This window comes from Bacillus sp. FSL P4-0334, assembly GCF_038004825.1.
In the GTDB taxonomy this organism is placed as follows: domain Bacteria; phylum Bacillota; class Bacilli; order Bacillales; family Bacillaceae; genus Bacillus; species Bacillus velezensis.
Map to the genome: position 1 here is coordinate 1,378,169 of NZ_JBBORX010000001.1, position 21,795 is coordinate 1,399,963.

At 52.3% G+C, this 21,795-nt stretch carries 2 protein-coding genes; both read left to right on the forward strand.

Annotation, left to right across the window (positions count from 1 at the left end):
• Nucleotides 1-224 precede the first annotated feature (224 nt).
• Nucleotides 225-10,979, forward strand: coding sequence for a surfactin non-ribosomal peptide synthetase SrfAA (gene srfAA, locus NSQ37_RS07125; protein ID WP_341123459.1), 10,755 nt, complete (start codon nucleotides 225-227; stop codon nucleotides 10,977-10,979).
• Between the two features lie 21 nt (nucleotides 10,980-11,000).
• A complete protein-coding gene (gene srfAB / locus NSQ37_RS07140; protein WP_445661285.1) occupies nucleotides 11,001-21,761 on the forward strand; it encodes a surfactin non-ribosomal peptide synthetase SrfAB in 10,761 nt (3,586 codons plus the stop codon).
• Nucleotides 21,762-21,795: the final 34 nt, after the last annotated feature.

The window sequence follows — 21,795 nt, forward strand, 5'->3', positions numbered from 1 at the left end:
TTCGTGCTTACAATCAATGGCTTTTTGTCTTGATTTCTCATAAATTTGATGCCGCATTTCGGACTGCGCGGGTGAACGGATGACGGATTTCGGCGGTGATTGAATCGGGATCGTTTTTGGAGGTAAGTGGTTCTTTTGGCTTGAGAATGAGTTAGGGACATAGAGGGAGGCTGTTTCTAAGGGAGAATTGACATCTTTATCTTAAAAAGGGGAGGCGCACACATATGGAAATAACTTTTTATCCTTTAACAAATGCTCAAAAACGTATCTGGTATACAGAAAAATTCTATCCGAACACAAGTATTTCAAATCTTGCCGGGTTCGGGAAACTCATTTCTGAAGACGGCGTACAGGCTCATTACGTTGAGAAAGCGATACAGGAATTCGTCCGGCGGTATGAGTCGATGAGAATCCGTCTGCGGCTTGATGATGAGGGGGAGCCCGTTCAATATGTGAGCGAATACCGTCCGCTCTCTATCGGGCACACAGATATCAGGCAAGCCGGCTGCTCTGCGGACGAGCTGTCCAAATGGGGGCGTGAAGAAGCTGGCAAGCCTCTGGCGTTATATGATCAGGATTTATTCCGTTTTTCCGTGCACACGATCAGTGAAAATGAGGTCTGGTTTTACGCTAATGTGCATCACATTATTTCAGACGGGATTTCCATGACGATTCTGGGCAATGCGATTACTGATATTTATTTGGAGCTTTCAGGCGGGACAAGTGAGGAACAGACGGAGATTCCTTCTTTTATCGAGCACGTGCTGACAGAGCAGGAATATGTGCAATCGAAGCGGTTTAAAAAGGATCGGGATTTTTGGAACGGGCAGTTTGAGACCGTGCCGGAGCTTGTGTCCCTGAAACGGAGCCAGGCAGATGCGGGTCTTGATGCGAAACGGTTTTCTCAAGAAATTCCTCACGACTTATATGGCCGCATTCATTCATTCTGCGAGGAGCATAAAGTCAGCGTACTATCTCTGTTCCAGTCAGCTCTGATCACTTATCTCTACAAAGTGACCGGCCGGGATGACGTTGTCACGGGTACGTTTATGGGAAACCGGACGAATGCGAAAGAAAAGCAGATGCTCGGGATGTTCGTATCTACGGTGCCTGTGCGGACAAGCGTTGACGGAGGACAGTCGTTCTTGGAATTCGTTAAAGGCCGGATGAAGGATCTGATGAAAATTCTCCGCCACCAAAAGTATCCGTATAACCTGCTTGTCAATGATTTGCGCGCTTCGAAAAGTTCGCTGAGCAGATTGTTTACGGTGGCTCTGGAGTACCAGGTGATGCAGTGGCAGAAAAAAGAGAATCTGTCCTTCCTGACAGACCCTATTTTCAGCGGAAGCGGTACAAATGATATTTCAATTCATGTGAAGGAACGATGGGACACCGGGAAATTGACAATTGATTTTGACTATCGCAGCGACATTTTCAAGGGGGAAGAGATTGAATCTGTTTCTGAACGTTTGATCACGCTGATTGAAGATGCGATTTCATCTCCTGATCGCATAATTGATGAACTTACTCTTCTTTCTGAATCCGAGAAAGAGCGGCTGCTGAAACGGGCCTCCGGCAATCCGGTGAATTACCGCGGAGAGATGACGATACCGGGGCTGTTTGAAGAGAAAGTGAAGTCACTGTCTGACAAACCCGCGGTTGTGTATGAAGGCCGAACATTGTCCTATCGCACATTGCATGAACAGTCAGGCCGTATCGCCGGACGCCTTCTTCAAGCCGGGATATCAGCCGATTCTCCTGTCGCGGTGCTGCTTGGCCGTTCTGAGCGTGTCATTGCGGCAATATTGGGAATTTTGAAAGCGGGCGGCGCCTATGTGCCGATAGATCCTGACTTTCCGGCGGATCGGATTCAGTACATTTTAGAGGACAGCGGAGCGAAGGCTGTTCTGACGGAGGCCGGAATACAGGTGCCTGCAGCGGATGCCGAACGGATTGATTTTGACGAGGCTGTTCAGTTTGAAACGGCTGCGGACGGTGTCATCACACAATCAGACCGGCTGGCTTACATCATCTACACGTCAGGTACAACGGGGCGGCCGAAAGGCGTGATGATTGAGCACCGGCAAGTTCATCATCTGGTGCAATCACTGCAGCAGGAGATTTATCAATCCGGTGAGCAGACATTAAGAATGGCGCTTTTGGCTCCGTTTCATTTTGATGCGTCCGTCAAACAGATATTCGCCTCGCTTCTTTTGGGACAGACGCTTTATATCGTGCCGAAAACGACTGTGACGAATGGCTCGGCACTGCTGGACTATTATCGGCAAAACCGGATTGAAGCCACTGACGGAACGCCTGCGCATCTGCAGATGATGGTTGCGGCGGGAGATGTCAGCGGAATTGAATTGCGCCACATGCTCATTGGGGGAGAGGGCCTGTCCGCGGCTGTTGCTGAACAGCTGATGACGCTCTTTCATCAATCGGGCAGGACGCCGCGTCTGACGAATGTCTACGGGCCGACAGAAACGTGCGTAGATGCGTCCGTGCATCAGATGTCAGCGGATAACGGAATGAATCAACAGGCGGCGTACGTTCCGATCGGAAAACCGCTCGGCAACGCCCGTCTGTATATATTGGATAAGCACCAGCGGCTTCAGCCCGACGGCACGGCCGGTGAGCTGTATATCGCGGGTGACGGTGTAGGCCGCGGCTATTTAAATCTGCCGGATTTGACCGCAGAGAAGTTTTTGCAGGACCCGTTTAACGGAAGCGGCCGCATGTACCGCACGGGTGATATGGCGCGCTGGCTGCCGGACGGGACGATCGAATATATCGGCCGTGAAGATGATCAGGTGAAAGTCCGCGGCTACCGCATTGAGCTGGGAGAAATTGAAACGGTGCTCAGAAAAGCTCCGGGCGCGGCGCAGGCCGTCGTGCTGGCACGGCCGGATCAGCAGGGCAGCTTAGATGTCTGCGCATATATCGTTCAGGAAAAAGGAACCGAGTTTCACCCTGCCGAGTACAGGGAGTATGTGTCCAAGCACCTTCCTGATTACATGGTGCCCGCTTACTTTACAAAAACGGACGAAATTCCGCTCACGCCGAGCGGGAAGGCGGACCGCAAAAAGCTGTTTGCGCTTGATGTGCAGGCTGTCAGCTCATCTGAATATGCCGCGCCGAGAAATGAAACGGAGGAAACACTTGCCGTCATCTGGCAGGAAGTTCTCGGAATGGACAAGGCGGGCATTTATGATCATTTCTTCGAGTCAGGCGGTCATTCATTAAAGGCAATGACGCTTCTGACGAAAATTCATAAGCAAATGGGCGTTGAAATTCCGCTGCAATACTTGTTTGAGCATCCGACGATTGCGGCGCTTGCCGATTATGCGGAAAACCGAAACGAAGGACCGGCATTCAGTACAATTGAGCCGGCTGAGAAGCAGGCGAGCTATCCGCTTTCGCTCGCTCAGCAGCGGACTTATATCGCAAGCCAATTTGAAGACGCGGGAGTCGGATATAACATGCCGGCTGCGGCCATGATTGAGGGCGCTTTAGACCGTGAAAAGCTTGAGCGTGCATTTTCTGCCTTAATCAGCAGGCATGAAGCGCTCAGAACATCGTTTCAATCAGAGGACGGCACGCCGAGACAAGTGATTGGCGAGCATGTTCCGTTTCATATTGAAATGATCGAAGCGCGCGGAAGAACGAATGAACAGGTCATGAAGGACTTTGTGCGCCGTTTTGATTTATCTGAGGCGCCGCTGTTCAGAATCGGCCTGCAAACGCTCGGTCACAATCGCCATATGCTGCTGTTTGATATGCATCACCTGATTTCTGACGGGGTGTCTATTTCCATCATGCTGAAGGAACTGGCTGACATCTACGTCGGAAATCAGCTGCCTGAATTGCGCATTCAATATAAAGATTATGCCGTATGGCAGGCGGAACGGGCGAAAGAAGGCTACAAGAAGGAGCGGGCGTACTGGAAAGAAGTCTTCAGCGGCGAACTGCCGGTGCTTCAGCTGCTTCCTGATTATCCGCGGCCGCAGGTGCAAAGCTTTGAAGGTGACCGCGTGTCCGCCAAGCTGCCGAAAATGCTGCGGGAACGGCTGCAGAAGCTTGCCGAGAAAAACGGAGCCACCCTTTACATGGTGCTGTTATCAGCATACTATACGCTGCTTTCTAAGTATTCGGGACAGGAAGACATCATCGTGGGAACACCGTCAGCGGGAAGAAATCACTCCGATACCGAGGGGCTTATCGGGATGTTTGTCAACACGCTTGCGCTGCGAAGCTCCGTGAAGCAGGATCAGACATTTGCCGGCTTGTTAGGTCATGTGCGCAAGCAGGTGCTGGATGCGTTTTCTCATCAGGATTATCCGTTTGAGTGGCTGACCGAGGAACTGAACGTGCCCCGGGACATGAGCAGGCATCCGATATTTGACACGATGTTCAGTCTGCAAAACGCCTCCGACGGAATTCCGGAGATCGGTAATCTGACGCTGTCTCTTCATGAAACAAACTTCAATATCGCCAAATTCGACCTGACCATGCAGGCTCGGGAAACAGCGGAAGGCATTGCGCTTGATTTGGATTATTGCACGAAGCTGTTTAAGCGCTCAACTGCGGATCGCATGCTTGCGCACTATGTCCGTCTGCTGGAAAGCGCGGCAGCTCAGCCGGATGCGAAAATCAGCGAATATGATCTGCTTTCTGAACGGGAGGCTTTGAATCAATTACAGCGGTTCAACCCGGAACGCACGGTATACCCGAAAGATCAAACGATCGTGCAGATCTTTGAAGAACAAGCCCGAAAGAACCCTGACCGGACGGCTCTACAGTTCGAAGGGGAAACCCTGTCGTATCAGCAGCTGAATGAACGCGCCAACAGGCTTGCGCGGCATATTCTTTCGGTCGGAGGCGGCGGAAAAACCGCGGCTGTTCTGTGTGAACGGTCAATGGATATGATTGTTTCCATTATGGCTGTGTTAAAAGCGGGGTCCGCCTATGTGCCGATTGATCCTGAGCATCCGGTTCAGCGGATTCAGCATTTCTTCTGCGACAGCGGGGCGAATGTGCTCCTGACTCAGCAAAGCCTCAAGCCGCTTGCGGAAAAGGCCGGTTTTCAAGGCGTCATTGTGCTTGCTGATGATGAGGCGAGCTATGAAAAGGACTCTCGCAATCCAGCATTGCCGTTTGATTCCAAAACGATTGCCAATCTCACTTATACATCAGGCACGACGGGAACGCCGAAAGGAAACATCGTCACACATGCCAACATTTTGCGGACGGTAAAAAACACGAACTATTTGACTGTTTCTGAAGAGGACACAGTGCTCGGTCTGTCAAACTACGTTTTTGACGCTTTTATGTTTGATATGTTCGGTTCGCTGTTAAACGGTGCAAAGCTTGTGATCGTCCCGAAAGATACGGTGCTGGATATGTCACGCCTGTCCAGTGTGATCAAACGGGAGAACGTCAGCATTCTGATGATTACGACGGCCCTGTTCCACCTGCTTGTTGATATGGAGCCGTCCTGTCTGACGACGCTTCGGAAAATCATGTTCGGGGGCGAAAGAGCGTCTGTAGAACATGTCAAAAAGGCGCTTGCGGCAGTCGGAAAAGGAAGACTGCTTCATATGTACGGTCCGTCGGAAAGCACTGTGTTTGCGACATACCATCCGGTGGATGTCATTGAAGAGGATACGCTCTCCGTTCCGATCGGGAAACCGGTCAGCAATACGGAAGTCTTCATCATGAACTCAGCCGGACGCATTCAGCCGGCGGGTATCGCGGGAGAGCTGTGCGTCAGCGGGGAAGGACTCGTAGAAGGCTACTACAACCGTCCTGAACTGACGGAAGAAAAATTTGTAAAGCATCCGTTTAAGGAAGGTGAACGGATGTATAAAACGGGCGACTTGGCCAGATGGCTTCCGAATGGCGATATCGAGTTTATCGGACGTATCGACCATCAGGTGAAAATCCGCGGTCAGCGGATTGAGCTTGGCGAAATTGAGCATCAGCTCCAAAGTCATGACCAGATTCAGGAATGTATTGTGCTCGCTGTAGATCAGGGTGCGGGTGACAAACTTCTTTGCGCGTATGTTGTCGGCCTCAGGGAAATCTCTTCCCGGGAGCTGAGGGAGCATACGGCGAAGGATCTTCCGGCTTATATGATTCCGTCCGTCTTTATTCAATTGGATGAACTGCCTCTTACAGGGAACGGAAAAATCGACAGGCGGGCGCTGCCGATGCCGGATGTGACCGCAGCGAATGCCGTGTCATATACGGCGCCGCGCAATGAAACAGAACAAAAACTGGCGGATATTTGGGCTGAGGTGCTGCAAATGGAGCGGGTCGGCGTCCATGACCAGTTCTTTGAGATCGGGGGCCACTCGTTAGCGGGGATGAAACTGCTGGCCCTTATCCAGAAGACATTCGGCGTGCAGCTTACCTTAAAGGATCTGTTCACTTCTCCGACGGCCGCGGGGCTGGCGCAGCTGATTGAAGGGGCTGAGCGGAAGGCGGCTGAGAGCATCGCACCGGCGGCCGAGCGGGAAACGTATCCGGTTTCTTCACCGCAGAAGCGGATGTTCGTGCTTCAGCAGCTGGAAGGCGCTGAAACAAGCTATAACATGCCGTCTGTGCTCCGCTTAAAAGGAAAGCTTGATGCAGAAAAGCTGAAATCCGTCATGAAACAGCTGACAGAACGCCATGAAGCCTTCAGAACGACATTTGACATAAAGGATGGGGAAACGGTTCAGCGCATATGGACGGAAGCTGATATCGACATGGAATATTATGAAGCCTCTGAAGAAGATGCTGAACGGATTATTCAGAGCTTTATCCGGCCGTTCCGCCTGGATCAGCTTCCTCTCGTCAGAACGGGACTGGTTAAGCTGGCTGAACATGACCACCTGCTGCTGTTTGACATGCACCATATCATTTCGGACGGCGCTTCAGTCGGCGTGCTGATAGATGAACTGTCCCGCTTGTATGGCGGCGAAACGCTTGAGCCGCTGCGGATTCATTATAAAGACTATGCGGTATGGCAGCAGAAATTTATTCAATCAGAGCAGTACCGCAAGCAGGAGGAGCATTGGCTTCGGGAGCTTGACGGCGAGCTTCCGGTATTGACGCTGCCGGCTGATTACAGCCGTCCGGCCGTGCAAACCTTTGAAGGAGACAAGCTGGTCTTTTCTCTGACTGAGGAACAGACGTCGGCTCTTCGCAGTCTTGCGAAACAAACGGATTCTACCATGTACATGGTGCTGCTGGCGACATACAGCGCCTTTCTATCAAAACTGAGCGGACAGCATGACATCATTGTCGGCTCGCCGGTTGCGGGACGGTCACATGCGGATCTCGCAAACGTCATCGGTGTTTTTGTGAATACACTCGCGCTTCGTACGTATCCGGAAGCGGACAAAACGTTCACGGACTATCTTAAAGAAGTAAAACAAACCGCTTTACATGCATTTGACGCGCAGGATTATCCGCTTGAAGACCTTCTGCAAAAGGTTGAGGTGCAGCGTGATACGAGCAGAAATCCGCTGTTTGATGCGGTATTCTCAATGCAAAATGCAAATGCGGAAGATCTGGTCATGGAAGGAATTGAGCTGAAGCACCATCCGTTTGACAGAAAAACAGCCAAGTTTGACCTGACAATGACGGCTGAGGACACAGACGAAGGTTTAACGTTTGTGCTTGAATATAACACCGCGCTGTTTAAACCGGAAACGGCAGAGACATGGAAGCATTACTGGCTTCAACTGTTAGAAGCCGCAGCGGAAAATCCGGCTGCGAAGCTTTCTGAGCTTTCATTGGTGAATAAAACAGAAAAACAAGCTCTCCTCAACGCATGGAAAGGAAAAACACTTTCTGTGCCGCGGGACAAAACGGTTCACCGTCTCTTTGAAGAAACGGCCGCCCGCTACGCGAACCGGCCGGCCGCGGCATACAACGGCGCGAAATGGACGTACGGCGAGCTGAACGCAAGGGCGAACCGGATCGCGCGCATTCTCATGGACTGCGGCGTCACGGCTGACGAACGTGTCGGCATTTTGACGAAACCGTCCTTGGAAATGGCCGCGGGCGTACTCGGCGTCCTGAAAGCGGGCGCGGCATTTGTGCCGATTGATCCCGACTACCCGGAAGAGCGCATCAGCTACATTCTGCAGGACAGCGGCGCCAAGCTTCTTCTCACACAGGAAGCGCTGGGCGTGCCGGAAAGCTACAAAGGAGAAACGATTCTGCTTGACGGCGGACGCTCCATTCTGAGCCTGCCGCTTGATGAAAACGATGAAGCGAACCCGCAGACGGAAACAACGGCGGATCATCTCGCTTATATGATTTACACGTCAGGAACGACCGGACAGCCGAAGGGTGTCATGGTCGAACACCATGCCCTGGTGAACCTGTGCTTCTGGCATCACGACGCATTCGCCATGACGGCGGATGATAAAAGCGCCAAATACGCGGGCTTCGGTTTTGACGCCTCCATCTGGGAAATGTTCCCGACATGGACCATCGGCGCGGAGCTTCACGTCATTGACGAAGCGATCCGGCTGGATATCACCCGCTTAAATCACTATTTCGAAGAGCACGGCGTGACCATCACTTTCCTGCCGACGCAGCTGGCCGAACAATTTATGGAGCTGGAAAATACCTCTCTCCGCATGCTTCTCGTCGGCGGCGACAAGCTGAAGCGGGCGGTGAAACAGCCGTACACGATCGTCAACAACTACGGCCCGACGGAAAACACCGTCGTCGCGACAAGCGGCGTCATCAATCCGGAGGAAGGATCGCTTTCGATCGGACGGGCGATTGCCAATACGAGAGTTTATATTCTCGGCGACGGCGATCAGGTGCAGCCGGAAGGCATTGCCGGTGAATTGTGTGTGGCCGGCCGCGGTCTGGCGCGCGGATACCTGAACCGTGAAGAAGAAACGGCGAAGCGGTTTACCGCAGATCCGTTCGTGCCGGGCGAGCGCATGTACCGGACCGGCGACCTCGTCAAATGGAACGCGCAGTGCGGCATCGAATACATCGGCCGTATTGACCAGCAGGTCAAAGTGCGGGGCTACCGGATCGAGCTTTCAGAAATCGAAGTCCGCCTCGCCCAGCTTGCGGACGTTCATGACGCAGCGGTGACGGCCGTGGAAGACAAAGCGGGCAATACCGCGCTTTGCGCCTATGTCGCGCCTCAGCAGGACGATATCGAAACGCTCAAATCCGCGCTGAAAGACACGCTGCCTGACTACATGGTGCCGGCTTTCTGGGTGGAGATGGACGAGCTTCCGGTCACCGCGAACGGAAAGATTGACAAAAAAGCCCTGCCGGAACCGGATATTGAAGCGGGAAGCGCCGCGTACAAAGCGCCGGAAACGGAGATGGAGACGCTGCTTTCCGACATTTGGCAGGAAGTGCTCGGTCTTGACCAGATCGGCGTAAGCGATAATTTCTTCACACTCGGCGGGGACTCGATCAAAGGCATCCAAATGGCGAGCCGTCTGAACCAGCACGGCTACAAGCTGGAGATGAAAGACCTCTTCCAGCATCCGACCATCGAAGAGCTCGTCTCCTACGTGGAGCGGACGGAAGGCAAGCAGGCCGACCAAGGCCCTGTCGAAGGCGAAGCGGACTTAACGCCGATCCAGCGCTGGTTCTTTGAACGAAACTTTACCGACAAACATCACTGGAACCAATCCGTCATGCTTCACGCGAAAGACGGCTTTGATCCGGAGATAACAGAAAAAACATTACATGTCCTGACGGTTCACCATGATGCGCTCCGGATGATTTATCGTGAACAAAAACCGTATTACAGAGGGCTTGAGGATGCGTCTGTTGAACTGAACGTCTTTGAGCTGAACGGACCTGCTGAAGACCATGAGGACCGTATCGAAAGGGAAGCAGACCGTCTTCAAAGCAGTATTTCACTGGAAACAGGACATCTCTTGAAAGCCGGGCTCTTCCGGGCTGAAGATGGAGACCACCTTCTTCTCGCAATCCATCACTTAGTCGTGGATGGTGTATCTTGGCGGATTTTACTGGAGGACTTTACGTCCGTTTATACGCAGCTGAAGCAAGGCAATGAACCCGCGCTGCCGCCGAAAACACATTCATTCGCCGAATTTGCCGAGAGAATCAAAGAATACGCAAATACGAAGGCGTTTCTGAAAGAAGCGGATTACTGGAGAGAGCTTGAGGAAAAAGAGGTATGCACTCAGCTTCCGAAAGACAGGCAGTCTGGTGATCAGCGCATGAGACATACGAGAACGGTCAGCTTCTCTCTGACGCCTGAACAAACTGAACAGCTGACGACAAACGTACATGAAGCCTATCACACCGAAATGAACGACATCCTGCTCACGGCGCTCGGACTGGCGCTGAAAGAGTGGACGAGTGAAGACACGATCGGCGTTCATTTGGAAGGCCACGGGCGCGAAGACATTCTTGACGGCCTGAATATCACCCGGACGGTCGGATGGTTTACGAGCATGTATCCGATGATCCTTGAGATGAAGCACGCCGACGATCTTTCATATCAGCTGAAACAAATGAAAGAAGACATCAGACACATCCCGAACAAAGGAGTCGGCTACGGCATTCTGCGTTATGTAACGGCGCCTGAGCATAAAGAGAATCTTTCATTTGAGATTGATCCGGATATCAGCTTTAACTACTTAGGCCAGTTTAATGAGATGTCGGATTCCGGCTTATTTACAAGATCCGGGATGCCGTCAGGACAATCGCTGAGCCCTGACACAGAGAAGCCGAATGCGCTTGATATTGTCGGATTTATAGAAAATGGGCAGATGACGATGACGTTTGCCTATCATTCTCTCGAATTTCATGAAAAAACCATTCAATCGTTCAGTGACAGTTTTAAAGGGCACCTCTTGAAAATCATAGATCACTGCCTGGCCCAAGACGGACCTGAGCTTACGCCTAGCGATCTTGGCGATGATGATCTGACGCTTGATGAACTTGATAAATTAATGGAAATTCTCTAACAGAAAAGACAGAGGTGACATATGAGCAAAAAATCGATTCAAAAGGTGTATGCACTCACACCGATGCAGGAGGGAATGCTGTATCATGCGCTGCTTGATCCGCATTCTTCCTCCTACTTCACACAATTAGAGCTTAGGATTCACGGAAGCTTTCAGCTGGAGCTTTTTGAAAAAAGCGTCAATGAGCTGATCCGGACATATGACATTTTGCGTACGGTATTCGTGCACCAGCAGCTTCAAAAACCGCGCCAGGTCGTATTAGCCGAGCGGAAGACGAAGGTGCACTATGAAGATATCAGTCAATTAGATGAAGCGCGCCAAACCGAATATATTGAACGCTATAAACGCGGCGTGCAGCAGCAGGGCTTTCATCTGGCGAAAGATATTCTCTTTAAAGCGGCGGTGTTCAGACTCAGTGAGAAGGAGCTGTATCTCGTCTGGAGCAATCATCATATCGTCATGGACGGCTGGAGTATGGGCGTTTTGATGAAAAGCCTGTTCCAAAACTATGAAGCGCTTCGTGCCGGCCGGCCCGCCGGGGGAAGCCAGGGCAAACCTTACTCTGACTATATCAAATGGCTCGGAGGCCGGGATTATGAGGAGGCGGAACAATATTGGAGCAGCCGCCTGGCGGATTTCGAACAGCCGAGCCTGCTCCCGGGCCGTCTGGCAGCAGAAAAGAAAGACTACCAAAATGAAGAATATTCTTTTGTCTGGGATGAAGAGCTGGTCGCGCAGATTCAGCAGACCGCCAACCGGCATCAAGTCACGGGGCCTAACCTGTTTCAGGCCGTTTGGGGTGCGGTGCTCAGCAAATACAACTATACAGACGATGTGGTGTTCGGCACCGTCGTATCAGGCCGTCCTTCAGAAATCAACGGCATAGAAACGATGGCGGGGCTGTTCATCAATACAATTCCCGTCAGAATCAAGATTGACAAAGATGCAGCCTTTTCGGACGTGATGGCGGCAGTTCAGAAAAACGCCGTGGAAGCCGAGCGCTATGATTATGTGCCGCTCTATGACATTCAAAAGCGCTCCGCCCTGGACGGCAGCCTCTTAAATCATTTGGTCGCGTTTGAAAACTATCCGCTGGACAAAGAGCTGGAAAACGGGGGCATGGAGGAAAGACTCGGCTTTTCCATTAAAGTTGAACATGCTTTTGAGCAGACGAGCTTTGATTTCAATCTCATCGTGTATCCGGGAAAAACGTGGACTGTCAAAATCAAATACAACGGAGCGGCTTTCGCTCATGATGCCATCGAACGAACGGCGCACCATCTGACCCGCATGATGAAAGCCGCGGTCGGAACGCCTGACGCGCCCGTGCGGGAACTCGGCCTTGTTTCAGGCGAAGAAGAGCGGCAGATTGTTGAGATATTCAATGATACGAAAACGGCGCTTCCGGAAGAGGAGGCCGTTCACCGTTTGTTTGAAGCACAGGCAAACCGGACGCCTGCAAGCATCGCGATAAAAGAAGCGGGACGCGAATGGACCTACCGTGAAGTGAACGAAGCGGCCAACCGCCTGGCGAGACACCTTGTGAAGAGCGGGCTGGAAAAAGGCCGGACCGCTGCTATTATGAACGACCGGTCTGCGGAAACCGTTGTCGGAATGCTTGCCGTCCTAAAAGCAGGCGGCGCATATGTGCCGATTGATCCGGCTTTTCCGGAGGACCGTCTCCGCTTTATGGCGGAAGACAGCTCGATTCGGCTCGTGCTGACAGTTCAGGACTATCAAGAACAAGCGGGCACATTGCAAGTCCCGGTCGTCATGCTGGATGAAAGCGCGGATGAAACGGTAAGCGGAACAGACTTGAATCTTCCGACCGGCGGCAACGACTTGGCGTATATCATGTATACATCCGGATCGACCGGCAAACCGAAAGGCGTCATGATTGAACACAGAAATATCATCAGGCTCGTCAAACATTCGAATTACGTGCCGGTTCATGAAGAAGACCGGATGGCGCAAACGGGAGCCGTCAGCTTTGATGCCGGAACCTTCGAAGTCTTCGGCGCATTGCTGAACGGAGCGTCATTGCACCCGGTGAAAAAAGAGACGCTGCTTGACGCCGGACAATTCGCCCAATTTCTGAAAGAGCAGCGGATCACGACCATGTGGCTGACGTCTCCGCTGTTTAATCAGCTTGCCCAAAAGGATGCCGGCATGTTTAACACGCTCCGGCACCTCATCATCGGCGGTGATGCACTTGTGCCGCATATCGTCAGCAAAGTGAGAAAGGCATCACCGGAGCTGTCGCTTTGGAACGGATACGGGCCGACGGAGAATACGACGTTTTCGACGAGTTTTCTCATTGATCAGGATTATGACGGTTCGGTCCCGATCGGGAAGCCGATCGGAAATTCCACTGCGTACATTATGGATGAAAACCGCAACCTCCAGCCGATCGGCGCGCCCGGTGAGCTGTGCGTCGGCGGAAGCGGAGTGGCAAGAGGCTATGTGAACCTGCCTGAATTAACGGAGAAGCAGTTTGTCCGCGATCCGTTCAGACCGGATGAAATGATATACCGGACGGGGGACTTGGCGAAGTGGCTTCCGGACGGCACGATCGAGTTTCTCGGCAGAATTGACAACCAAGTAAAGGTCCGCGGTTTCAGAATCGAGCTCGGCGAAATCGAGGCGAAAATCAGCCAGGCGGAGAATGTGACGGAATCTGCGGCTGTGATCCGGAAAAATAAAGCGGATGAAAATGAAATCTGCGCTTACTTTACGGCAGACCAAGCCCTTTCGCCGGAAGACCTGCGCAAAACACTTTCGGAATCACTTCCGGAATATATGATTCCCGCGCACTTCATCCAGATGAATCAGTTTCCGCTTACGGCGAACGGAAAAATTGATAAAAAAGCGCTGCCTGAGCCTCAGGCTGAAGCCGTTCAAAAAGAATACGTAGCGCCGAAAACGGAAGCGGAGCAGAAACTCGCTGACATTTGGGAAGGCATTCTCGGTGTAAAAGCGGGTGTGACTGACAATTTCTTCACGATTGGCGGACATTCTTTAAAAGCCATGATGATGACCGCTAAAATCCAGGAGCACTTTCAAAAAGAAGTGCCGATTAAAGTGTTATTTGAAAAGCCGACCATTCAGGAGCTTGCGCATTATTTGCAGCATGAGAGCGAGGAGGAGCAGCAGTTTGAACCGATCCGACAAGCGCCTTATCAGAAGCATTATCCTGTTTCCTCAGCACAACGCAGGATGTATATCCTTAATCAGCTCGGACAGGCCAGCACGAGCTACAACGTCCCTGCTGTACTTCTGCTGGAAGGGTCAGTAGACAAAAAGCGTCTTGAGGAGGCCATGCAGGCATTAATCAACCGTCATGAGACACTGCGTACGTCGTTTGACATGGCAGAGGGAGAAGTCGTGCAGACCATTCACAAAAATGTGTCGTTTGAGCTTGAAACCGCCGAGGGCCGGGAAGAAGATGCAGAAGAGCTGACAAAAGCCTTTATCAGGCCGTTTGCGCTCAACCGCGCGCCGCTTGTCCGTTCGAAGCTGATCCGGCTTGAAGAAGACCGGCATCTTCTGCTGATTGACATGCACCACATTATTACGGACGGAAGCTCAATGGGCATTTTCATCGGTGATCTTGCGAAGCTTTATCAAGGCACGGAGCTTGCGCTGCCAAAGATTCATTATAAGGATTTTTCAGTCTGGCAGCGTGAAAAAGCAAGTCTCGATCAGCACGAAGCCTACTGGCTTGATACGTTCAAAGGCGATCTGCCGGTGTTGGATCTGCCGCTTGATTTCCCGCGTCCTGCCGAGCGCAGTTTTGAAGGGGAACGCGTCATCTTCGGGCTTGATAAACAGGTGACGGCGCAGATTAAGAAGCTGCTGGCTGATACGGATACGACGATGTACATGTTCTTGTTAGCCGCTTTTCAAGTGCTGCTGTCCAAATATTCGGGGCAGGAAGACATCATAGTCGGGTCTCCGACGGCCGGAAGACAGCATCCTGATCTCCAAGACGTGCCGGGCATGTTTGTCAACACAGTTGCGCTTCGGTCGCATCCTGCCGGCAAAAAAACGTTCAAACAATTTCTGGATGAGGTGAAAACGGCGAGCCTTCAAGCTTTTGAGCATCAAAGCTATCCGCTTGAAGAATTAATTGAAAAACTGCCGTTAACGAGGGACACAAGCCGGAGTCCGCTGTTCAGCGTGTTATTTAATATGCAGAACATGGAGATCCCGGCCCTGCGGCTCGGAGATTTGGAGATTTCTTCATACTCCATGCATCATCATGTAGCTAAATTTGATCTTTCCTTAGAAGCGGCTGAACGCGGAGAAGAGGTCGGATTGAGCTTTGATTACGCGAAAGCCTTATTTGCGGACGAAACCATCCGCCGCTGGAGCGCTCATTTTGTCAATCTGATTAAAGCCTGCGCTGAAAATCCGGATATTCAGCTGGCCGACGCAAGCCTGCTGTCCGCTCCTGAACGGGAAGCGCTCCTTTCTGATGAAAAACGTACGGAAGCGGATCTGCCTGAGGGCACTTTTGTTTCGCTGTTTGAACGGCAAGCGCAAAAAACGCCTGATCTCACGGCGGTTGCGGGCGGAATAAGTCTGACATATCGTGAGCTTGATGAACGCTCGAACCGGTTTGCCCGCCACCTTCAGGCTTGCGGAACGGGCAGTGAGGACATCGTGGCCATTATGATGGATCGTTCGGCCGACTTGATTACCGCGATTCTCGGCGTCATGAAAGCCGGAGCGGCATTTCTCCCGATTGATCCGGAGACTCCTGAAGAGAGAATCCGCTACTCTCTCGAAGACAGCGGAACGAAGCTTCTGGTCGTCAATGAGAGAAACATGACCGCGGCCGCCGTTTATAAAGGAAAAACGGTCGTAATGGAAGACGGAGAATGGCAGAACGAAAGCGCCGACCGGCTTGAAACGGAGCCCGGCGCCGACCAGCTTGCCTATATTATTTATACTTCGGGAACAACGGGCAAACCGAAAGGCGTCCAGCTGGAGCACCGCAATCTAATCAATTATGTTACATGGTTCAGCCGTGAAGCCGGTTTGACCGAAGCTGACAAATCCGTGCTGCTGTCTTCTTACGCATTTGATCTCGGCTATACGGCCATATTTCCGATTCTTCAGGCAGGCGGCGAGCTGCACATTGTGCCGAAAGAGACGTACACCGCGCCTGATCAGCTTGGTGAGTATATACAGAAAAACGGCATTACGTATATGAAACTGACGCCGTCATTGTTCCATATGATCGTCAATACAGCCCGTTTTACGTCAGAACGCCGTTTCAGCCCGCTTCGTTTAGTGGTGCTCGGCGGAGAAAAGATCATCACGTCCGATGTCCGCAAGTTTCATGACGTATACGCCCATACCGACTTCATCAATCACTACGGGCCGACGGAAACGACGATCGGCGCCATTGCGGAACGGATCAATATGGAGCGTCTTGATCAATATGAGCAGCGTCCCGTCATCGGCCGCCCGATCGCAAATACCGGCGCGCTTGTATTGGACGGAGCAATGCAGCTCGTTCCTCCGGGCGCAAGCGGCGAGCTTTATATTACCGGGAAGGGGCTTGCCAGAGGATATCTTCACCGTCCGCAGCTGACGGCGGAGAAATTTCTCTCAAATCCTTTTTCGTCGGACAGCCTCATGTACAAAACGGGAGATGTCGTCCGCAGGCTTCCTGACGGGACGATTGAATTTATCGGCCGTGCGGATGATCAGGTGAAAATCCGGGGCTACCGCATTGAATTAAAAGAGGTTGAAACCGTGCTGTTAAGCGTAAACGGCATTCAGGAGGCGGTCGTTCTCGCAGTCAGCGAAGGCGGGCTGCCGGAACTGTGCGCGTATTATAAAGCCGACAGCGAGCTGAAAGGCTCTGAGCTTCGCAAACGGCTTTCCGAAACACTGCCGTCTCATATGCTTCCGGCTTATTTCATACAAGTAGACCGCATTCCGCTCACAGCCAACGGAAAAACCGATAAAAACGCCCTTCCGAAACCGGGCGTCAGCCAAACGGCGCAAACAGCTTCAGCCTTGCCGGAAACGGAATTGGAGGAAAAGCTGTGCCGCATTTGGAAACAGACACTCGGTACGGATACGCTCGGCATTGACGATAATTTCTTCGATTACGGCGGGCACTCTTTAAAAGGCATGATGCTCCTCGCCAATATTCAGGCTGAACTGGACAAAACGGTTCCGTTAAAAGCGCTGTTCGAACAGCCGACTGTCCGCCTGCTTGCCGCATATATCGAAAAATCAGCGGTATCTGAGGGATATCGGATGATCTCACCGGCCGACAGTGCAGACGCGTACCCGTTATCATCCGCCCAAAAACGGATGTACGTCCTGAACCAGCTTGACCGGGAGACAATCAGTTATAATATGCCGTCCGTTCTTCTGATGGAAGGAGAAGTCAATATTTCAAGGCTTCAGGAAGCGCTCAATCAGATGATCAATCGCCACGAGTCTTTGCGGACGTCCTTTATCGATCAAAACGGCCGCCCGATGCAGCAGATCGCAGAACAGGCTGACATCGACCTGCACATCTTTGAAGCAGCAGACGAGGAGAAAGCGGATCTTATCATTCAGGCATTCATTAAGCCGTTCGATCTGAGTGCGGCTCCGCTCATTCGGGCCGCTCTTGTCAGACTGAATGAAAAGAAACACCTGCTGCTGCTGGATATGCATCATATTATTGCCGACGGCGTGTCCAGAAGCATGCTGGTCAAAGAGCTCGCTCATCTTTACAAAGGCGGAAGCCTGCCGTCGCCGAACCTGCACTATAAAGACTTCGCCGTCTGGCAGAATGAACCCGAGCAGGCCGAACGGATGAAAGACCATGAGCGTTATTGGCTCTCCGCATTTTCCGGCGAGCTTCCTGAATTGAATCTGCCGACCGATTTCCCTCGTCCGCCGGTTCAAAGTTTTAAAGGACAATCCGTCCGTTTCAGAGCGGGGCGTGAAACGGAAAAAGCGGTGCGTGAATTAATGGAATCATCGGGAGCGACTCTTCATATGGTGCTTCACGCCGCGTTCCATGTCTTTTTGAGGAAAATCACGGGGCAGCGCGATATCATTATCGGTTCGGTGACCGCCGGAAGAACGAGCGCCGAAGTTCAGGAAATGCCGGGGATGTTTGTCAATACGCTTGCGCTTCGCAATGAAACGCAAAAAGAGCAGACCTTTGCCGAGTTGCTCGAACGGGTGAAACAAACCAATCTCGACGCGCTGGCGCATCAGGATTATCCGTTTGAAGATCTGATCGGAAAGCTTGACCTGCCGAGAGATATGAGCCGTAACCCATTGTTCCAGGTGATGGTGACGACAGAAGATCCGGATAAAGAAACACTGGAACTGGAGAACCTGCGCATCACTCCGTATGAGTCAAACCAAGGCACGGCGAAATTCGATCTGACACTCGGCGGCTTTACGGATCAAGAAGGTCTCGGCCTTCAGTTTGAATATGCGACTGATCTGTTTAAAAAAGAAACAATTGAAAAGTGGAGCGCCGGGTTCCTGCGGATTCTGAAGCAAGCGGCAGAAAGTCCGGACAGAAAGCTGCCTGAGATTTCACTGATCAGCGATGCTGAAAAACAAGCCCTCCTCAACGCATGGAAAGGAAAAACAATTTCTGTGCCGCGGGACAAAACGGTTCACCGTCTCTTTGAAGAAACGGCCGCCCGCTACGCGAACCGGCCGGCCGCGGCATACAACGGCGCGAAATGGACGTACGGCGAGCTGAACGCAAGGGCGAACCGGATCGCGCGCATTCTCATGGACTGCGGCGTCACGGCTGACGAACGTGTCGGCATTTTGACGAAACCGTCCTTGGAAATAGCCGCGGGCGTACTCGGCGTCCTGAAAGCAGGCGCGGCATTTGTGCCGATTGATCCCGACTATCCGGAAGAGCGGATCAGCTACATTCTGCAGGACAGCGGCGCCAAGCTTCTTCTTACACAGGAAGCGCTCGACGTGCCGGACAGCTACAACGGAGAAACGATTCTGCTTGACGGCAGCCGCTCCATTCTGAGCCTGCCGCTTGATGAAAACGATGAAGCGAACCCGCAGACGGAAACAACGGCGGATCATCTCGCTTATATGATTTACACGTCAGGAACGACCGGACAGCCGAAGGGTGTCATGGTCGAACACCATGCGCTGGTGAACCTGTGTTTCTGGCATCACGACGCATTCGCCATGACGGCGGATGATAAAAGCGCCAAATACGCGGGCTTCGGTTTTGACGCCTCCATCTGGGAAATGTTCCCGACATGGACCATCGGCGCGGAGCTTCACGTCATTGACGAAGCGATCCGGCTGGATATCACCCGCTTAAATCACTATTTCGAGGAGAACGGCGTGACCATCACTTTCCTGCCGACGCAGCTGGCCGAACAATTTATGGAGCTGGAAAATACCTCTCTCCGCATGCTTCTCGTCGGCGGCGACAAGCTGAAGCGGGCGGTGAAACAGCCATACACGATCGTCAACAACTACGGCCCGACGGAAAACACCGTCGTCGCGACAAGCGGCGTCATCAATCCGGAGGAAGGATCGCTTTCCATCGGACGGGCGATTGCCAATACGAGAGTTTATATTCTCGGCGACGGCGATCAGGTGCAGCCGGAAGGCATTGCCGGTGAATTGTGTGTGGCCGGCCGCGGTCTGGCGCGCGGATACCTGAACCGTGAAGAAGAAACGGCGAAGCGGTTTACCGCAGATCCGTTCGTGCCCGGCGAGCGCATGTACCGGACCGGCGACCTCGTCAAATGGAACGCGCAGTGCGGCATCGAATACATCGGCCGTATTGACCAGCAGGTCAAAGTGCGGGGCTACCGGATCGAGCTTTCAGAAATCGAAGTCCGCCTCGCCCAGCTTGCGGACGTTCATGACGCAGCGGTGACGGCCGTGGAAGACAAAGCGGGCAATACCGCGCTTTGCGCCTATGTCGCGCCTCAGCAGGACGATATTGAAGCGCTCAAAGCCGCGCTGAAAGACACGCTGCCTGACTACATGGTGCCGGCTTTCTGGGTGGAGATGGACGAGCTTCCGGTCACCGCGAACGGAAAAATTGACAAAAAAGCCCTGCCGGAACCGGATATTGAAGCGGGAAGCGCGGCATACAAAGCGCCGGAAACGGAGATGGAGACGCTGCTTTCCGACATTTGGCAAGAAGTGCTCGGTCTTGATCAGGTCGGCGTAAGCGATAATTTCTTCACGCTCGGCGGGGACTCGATCAAAGGCATCCAAATGGCGAGCCGCCTGAACCAGCACGGCTATAAATTGGAGATGAAAGATCTCTTCCAGCATCCGACCATCGAAGAGCTCGTCTCCTATGTGGAGCGGACGGAAGGCAAGCAGGCCGACCAAGGCCCTGTCGAAGGCGAAGCGGACTTAACGCCGATCCAGCGCTGGTTCTTTGAACGAAACTTTACCGACAAACACCACTGGAACCAATCCGTCATGCTTCACGCGAAAGACGGCTTTGATCCGGACCTGGTGGAAAAAACCCTGCAAGCATTGATTGAACACCATGATGCGCTCCGCATGGTTTACCGTGAAGAAAGGGAAGGCATCATTCAGACATACCTCCCTGTCACAGAATGCAAGGCAAGCTTTGAAATCGTTGATCTGTACGGAACTGACGAGGATATGCTGAAAAGCCAGATTCAGCGGCTTGCCGATCATCTTCAGGGAAGTCTGGATCTGGAGAACGGCCCGCTGTTAAAAGCGGAGCAATACCGGACAGAACAAGGCGATCATCTGTTAATCGCGATTCACCATCTCGTCGTGGACGGGGTTTCATGGAGAATTCTGCTTGAGGATTTCGCTTCAGGTTATAAACAGGCGCAGCAGCAAAACAGCATCGTCCTCCCGCAGAAAACCCACTCCTTTAAAGATTGGGCGGAGGCGCTGAACACGTTTGCGCAATCAGAAGAGCTGAAAAAGCAGGCGGCTTATTGGGCGCAGGCAGATGCGGAAGAACTTCAGCCGCTGCCGAAAGACCATGATCCGAACAAACGGCTCGTCAAACATACGGCGGCCGTGAAATGTGAATTGACTGAGGAAGAAACGGCACAGCTGCTCACAGATGTTCATCATCCGTACGGAACGGAAATCAACGACATTCTGCTCAGCGCGCTCGGCTTAACGATCGGTGAATGGACGGAAAACGGCAAAGTCGGCATCAACTTAGAAGGACACGGCCGGGAAGAAATCATACCGAATGTCAATATTTCACGGACGGTCGGCTGGTTTACGGCCCAATATCCTTTGATTCTGCAGATCAGCAAGGAAGACGGCGTCTCTTCCGTCATTAAAACGGTAAAAGAGACGGTGCGGCGCGTTCCTGATAAAGGTGTAGGATACGGGATTCTCCGGTATCTGTCATCCGATAAAACAGAAAAAGGCGCCGCGCCTGAAATCAGTTTTAACTATTTGGGGCAGTTTGACAATGAAGTGAAAACGGAATGGTTTGAGCCGTCTCCATATGATATGGGACGTCAAGTCAGCGAAGAGTCAGAGGCGTTATACGCACTGAGCTTCAGCGGGATGGTTACAGGCGGCCGCTTCGTCATTTCCTGCTCATACAATCAGGAAGAATATGAAAGAAGCACCGTCGAAACACAGATGCAGCGGTTTAAAGACAATCTCTTAATGATCATCCGCCATTGCACGGCCAAAGAGGAGAAAGAATTTACGCCGAGCGATTTCAGCGCGCAGGATCTTGAGATGGATGAAATGGGAGACATCTTTGACATGCTTGAGGAGAATTTAACGTGACAAAAACAGATAACAGAAGGGGGGAGCGGAGCAG

What these genes read in the sequence shown, in the direction of transcription:
- srfAB (WP_445661285.1), top strand. Translation starts at nt 11,001, where the DNA reads ATGAGCAAAAAATCGATTCAAAAGGTGTATGCACTCACACCGATGCAG.
- srfAA (WP_341123459.1), top strand. Translation starts at nt 225, where the DNA reads ATGGAAATAACTTTTTATCCTTTAACAAATGCTCAAAAACGTATCTGG.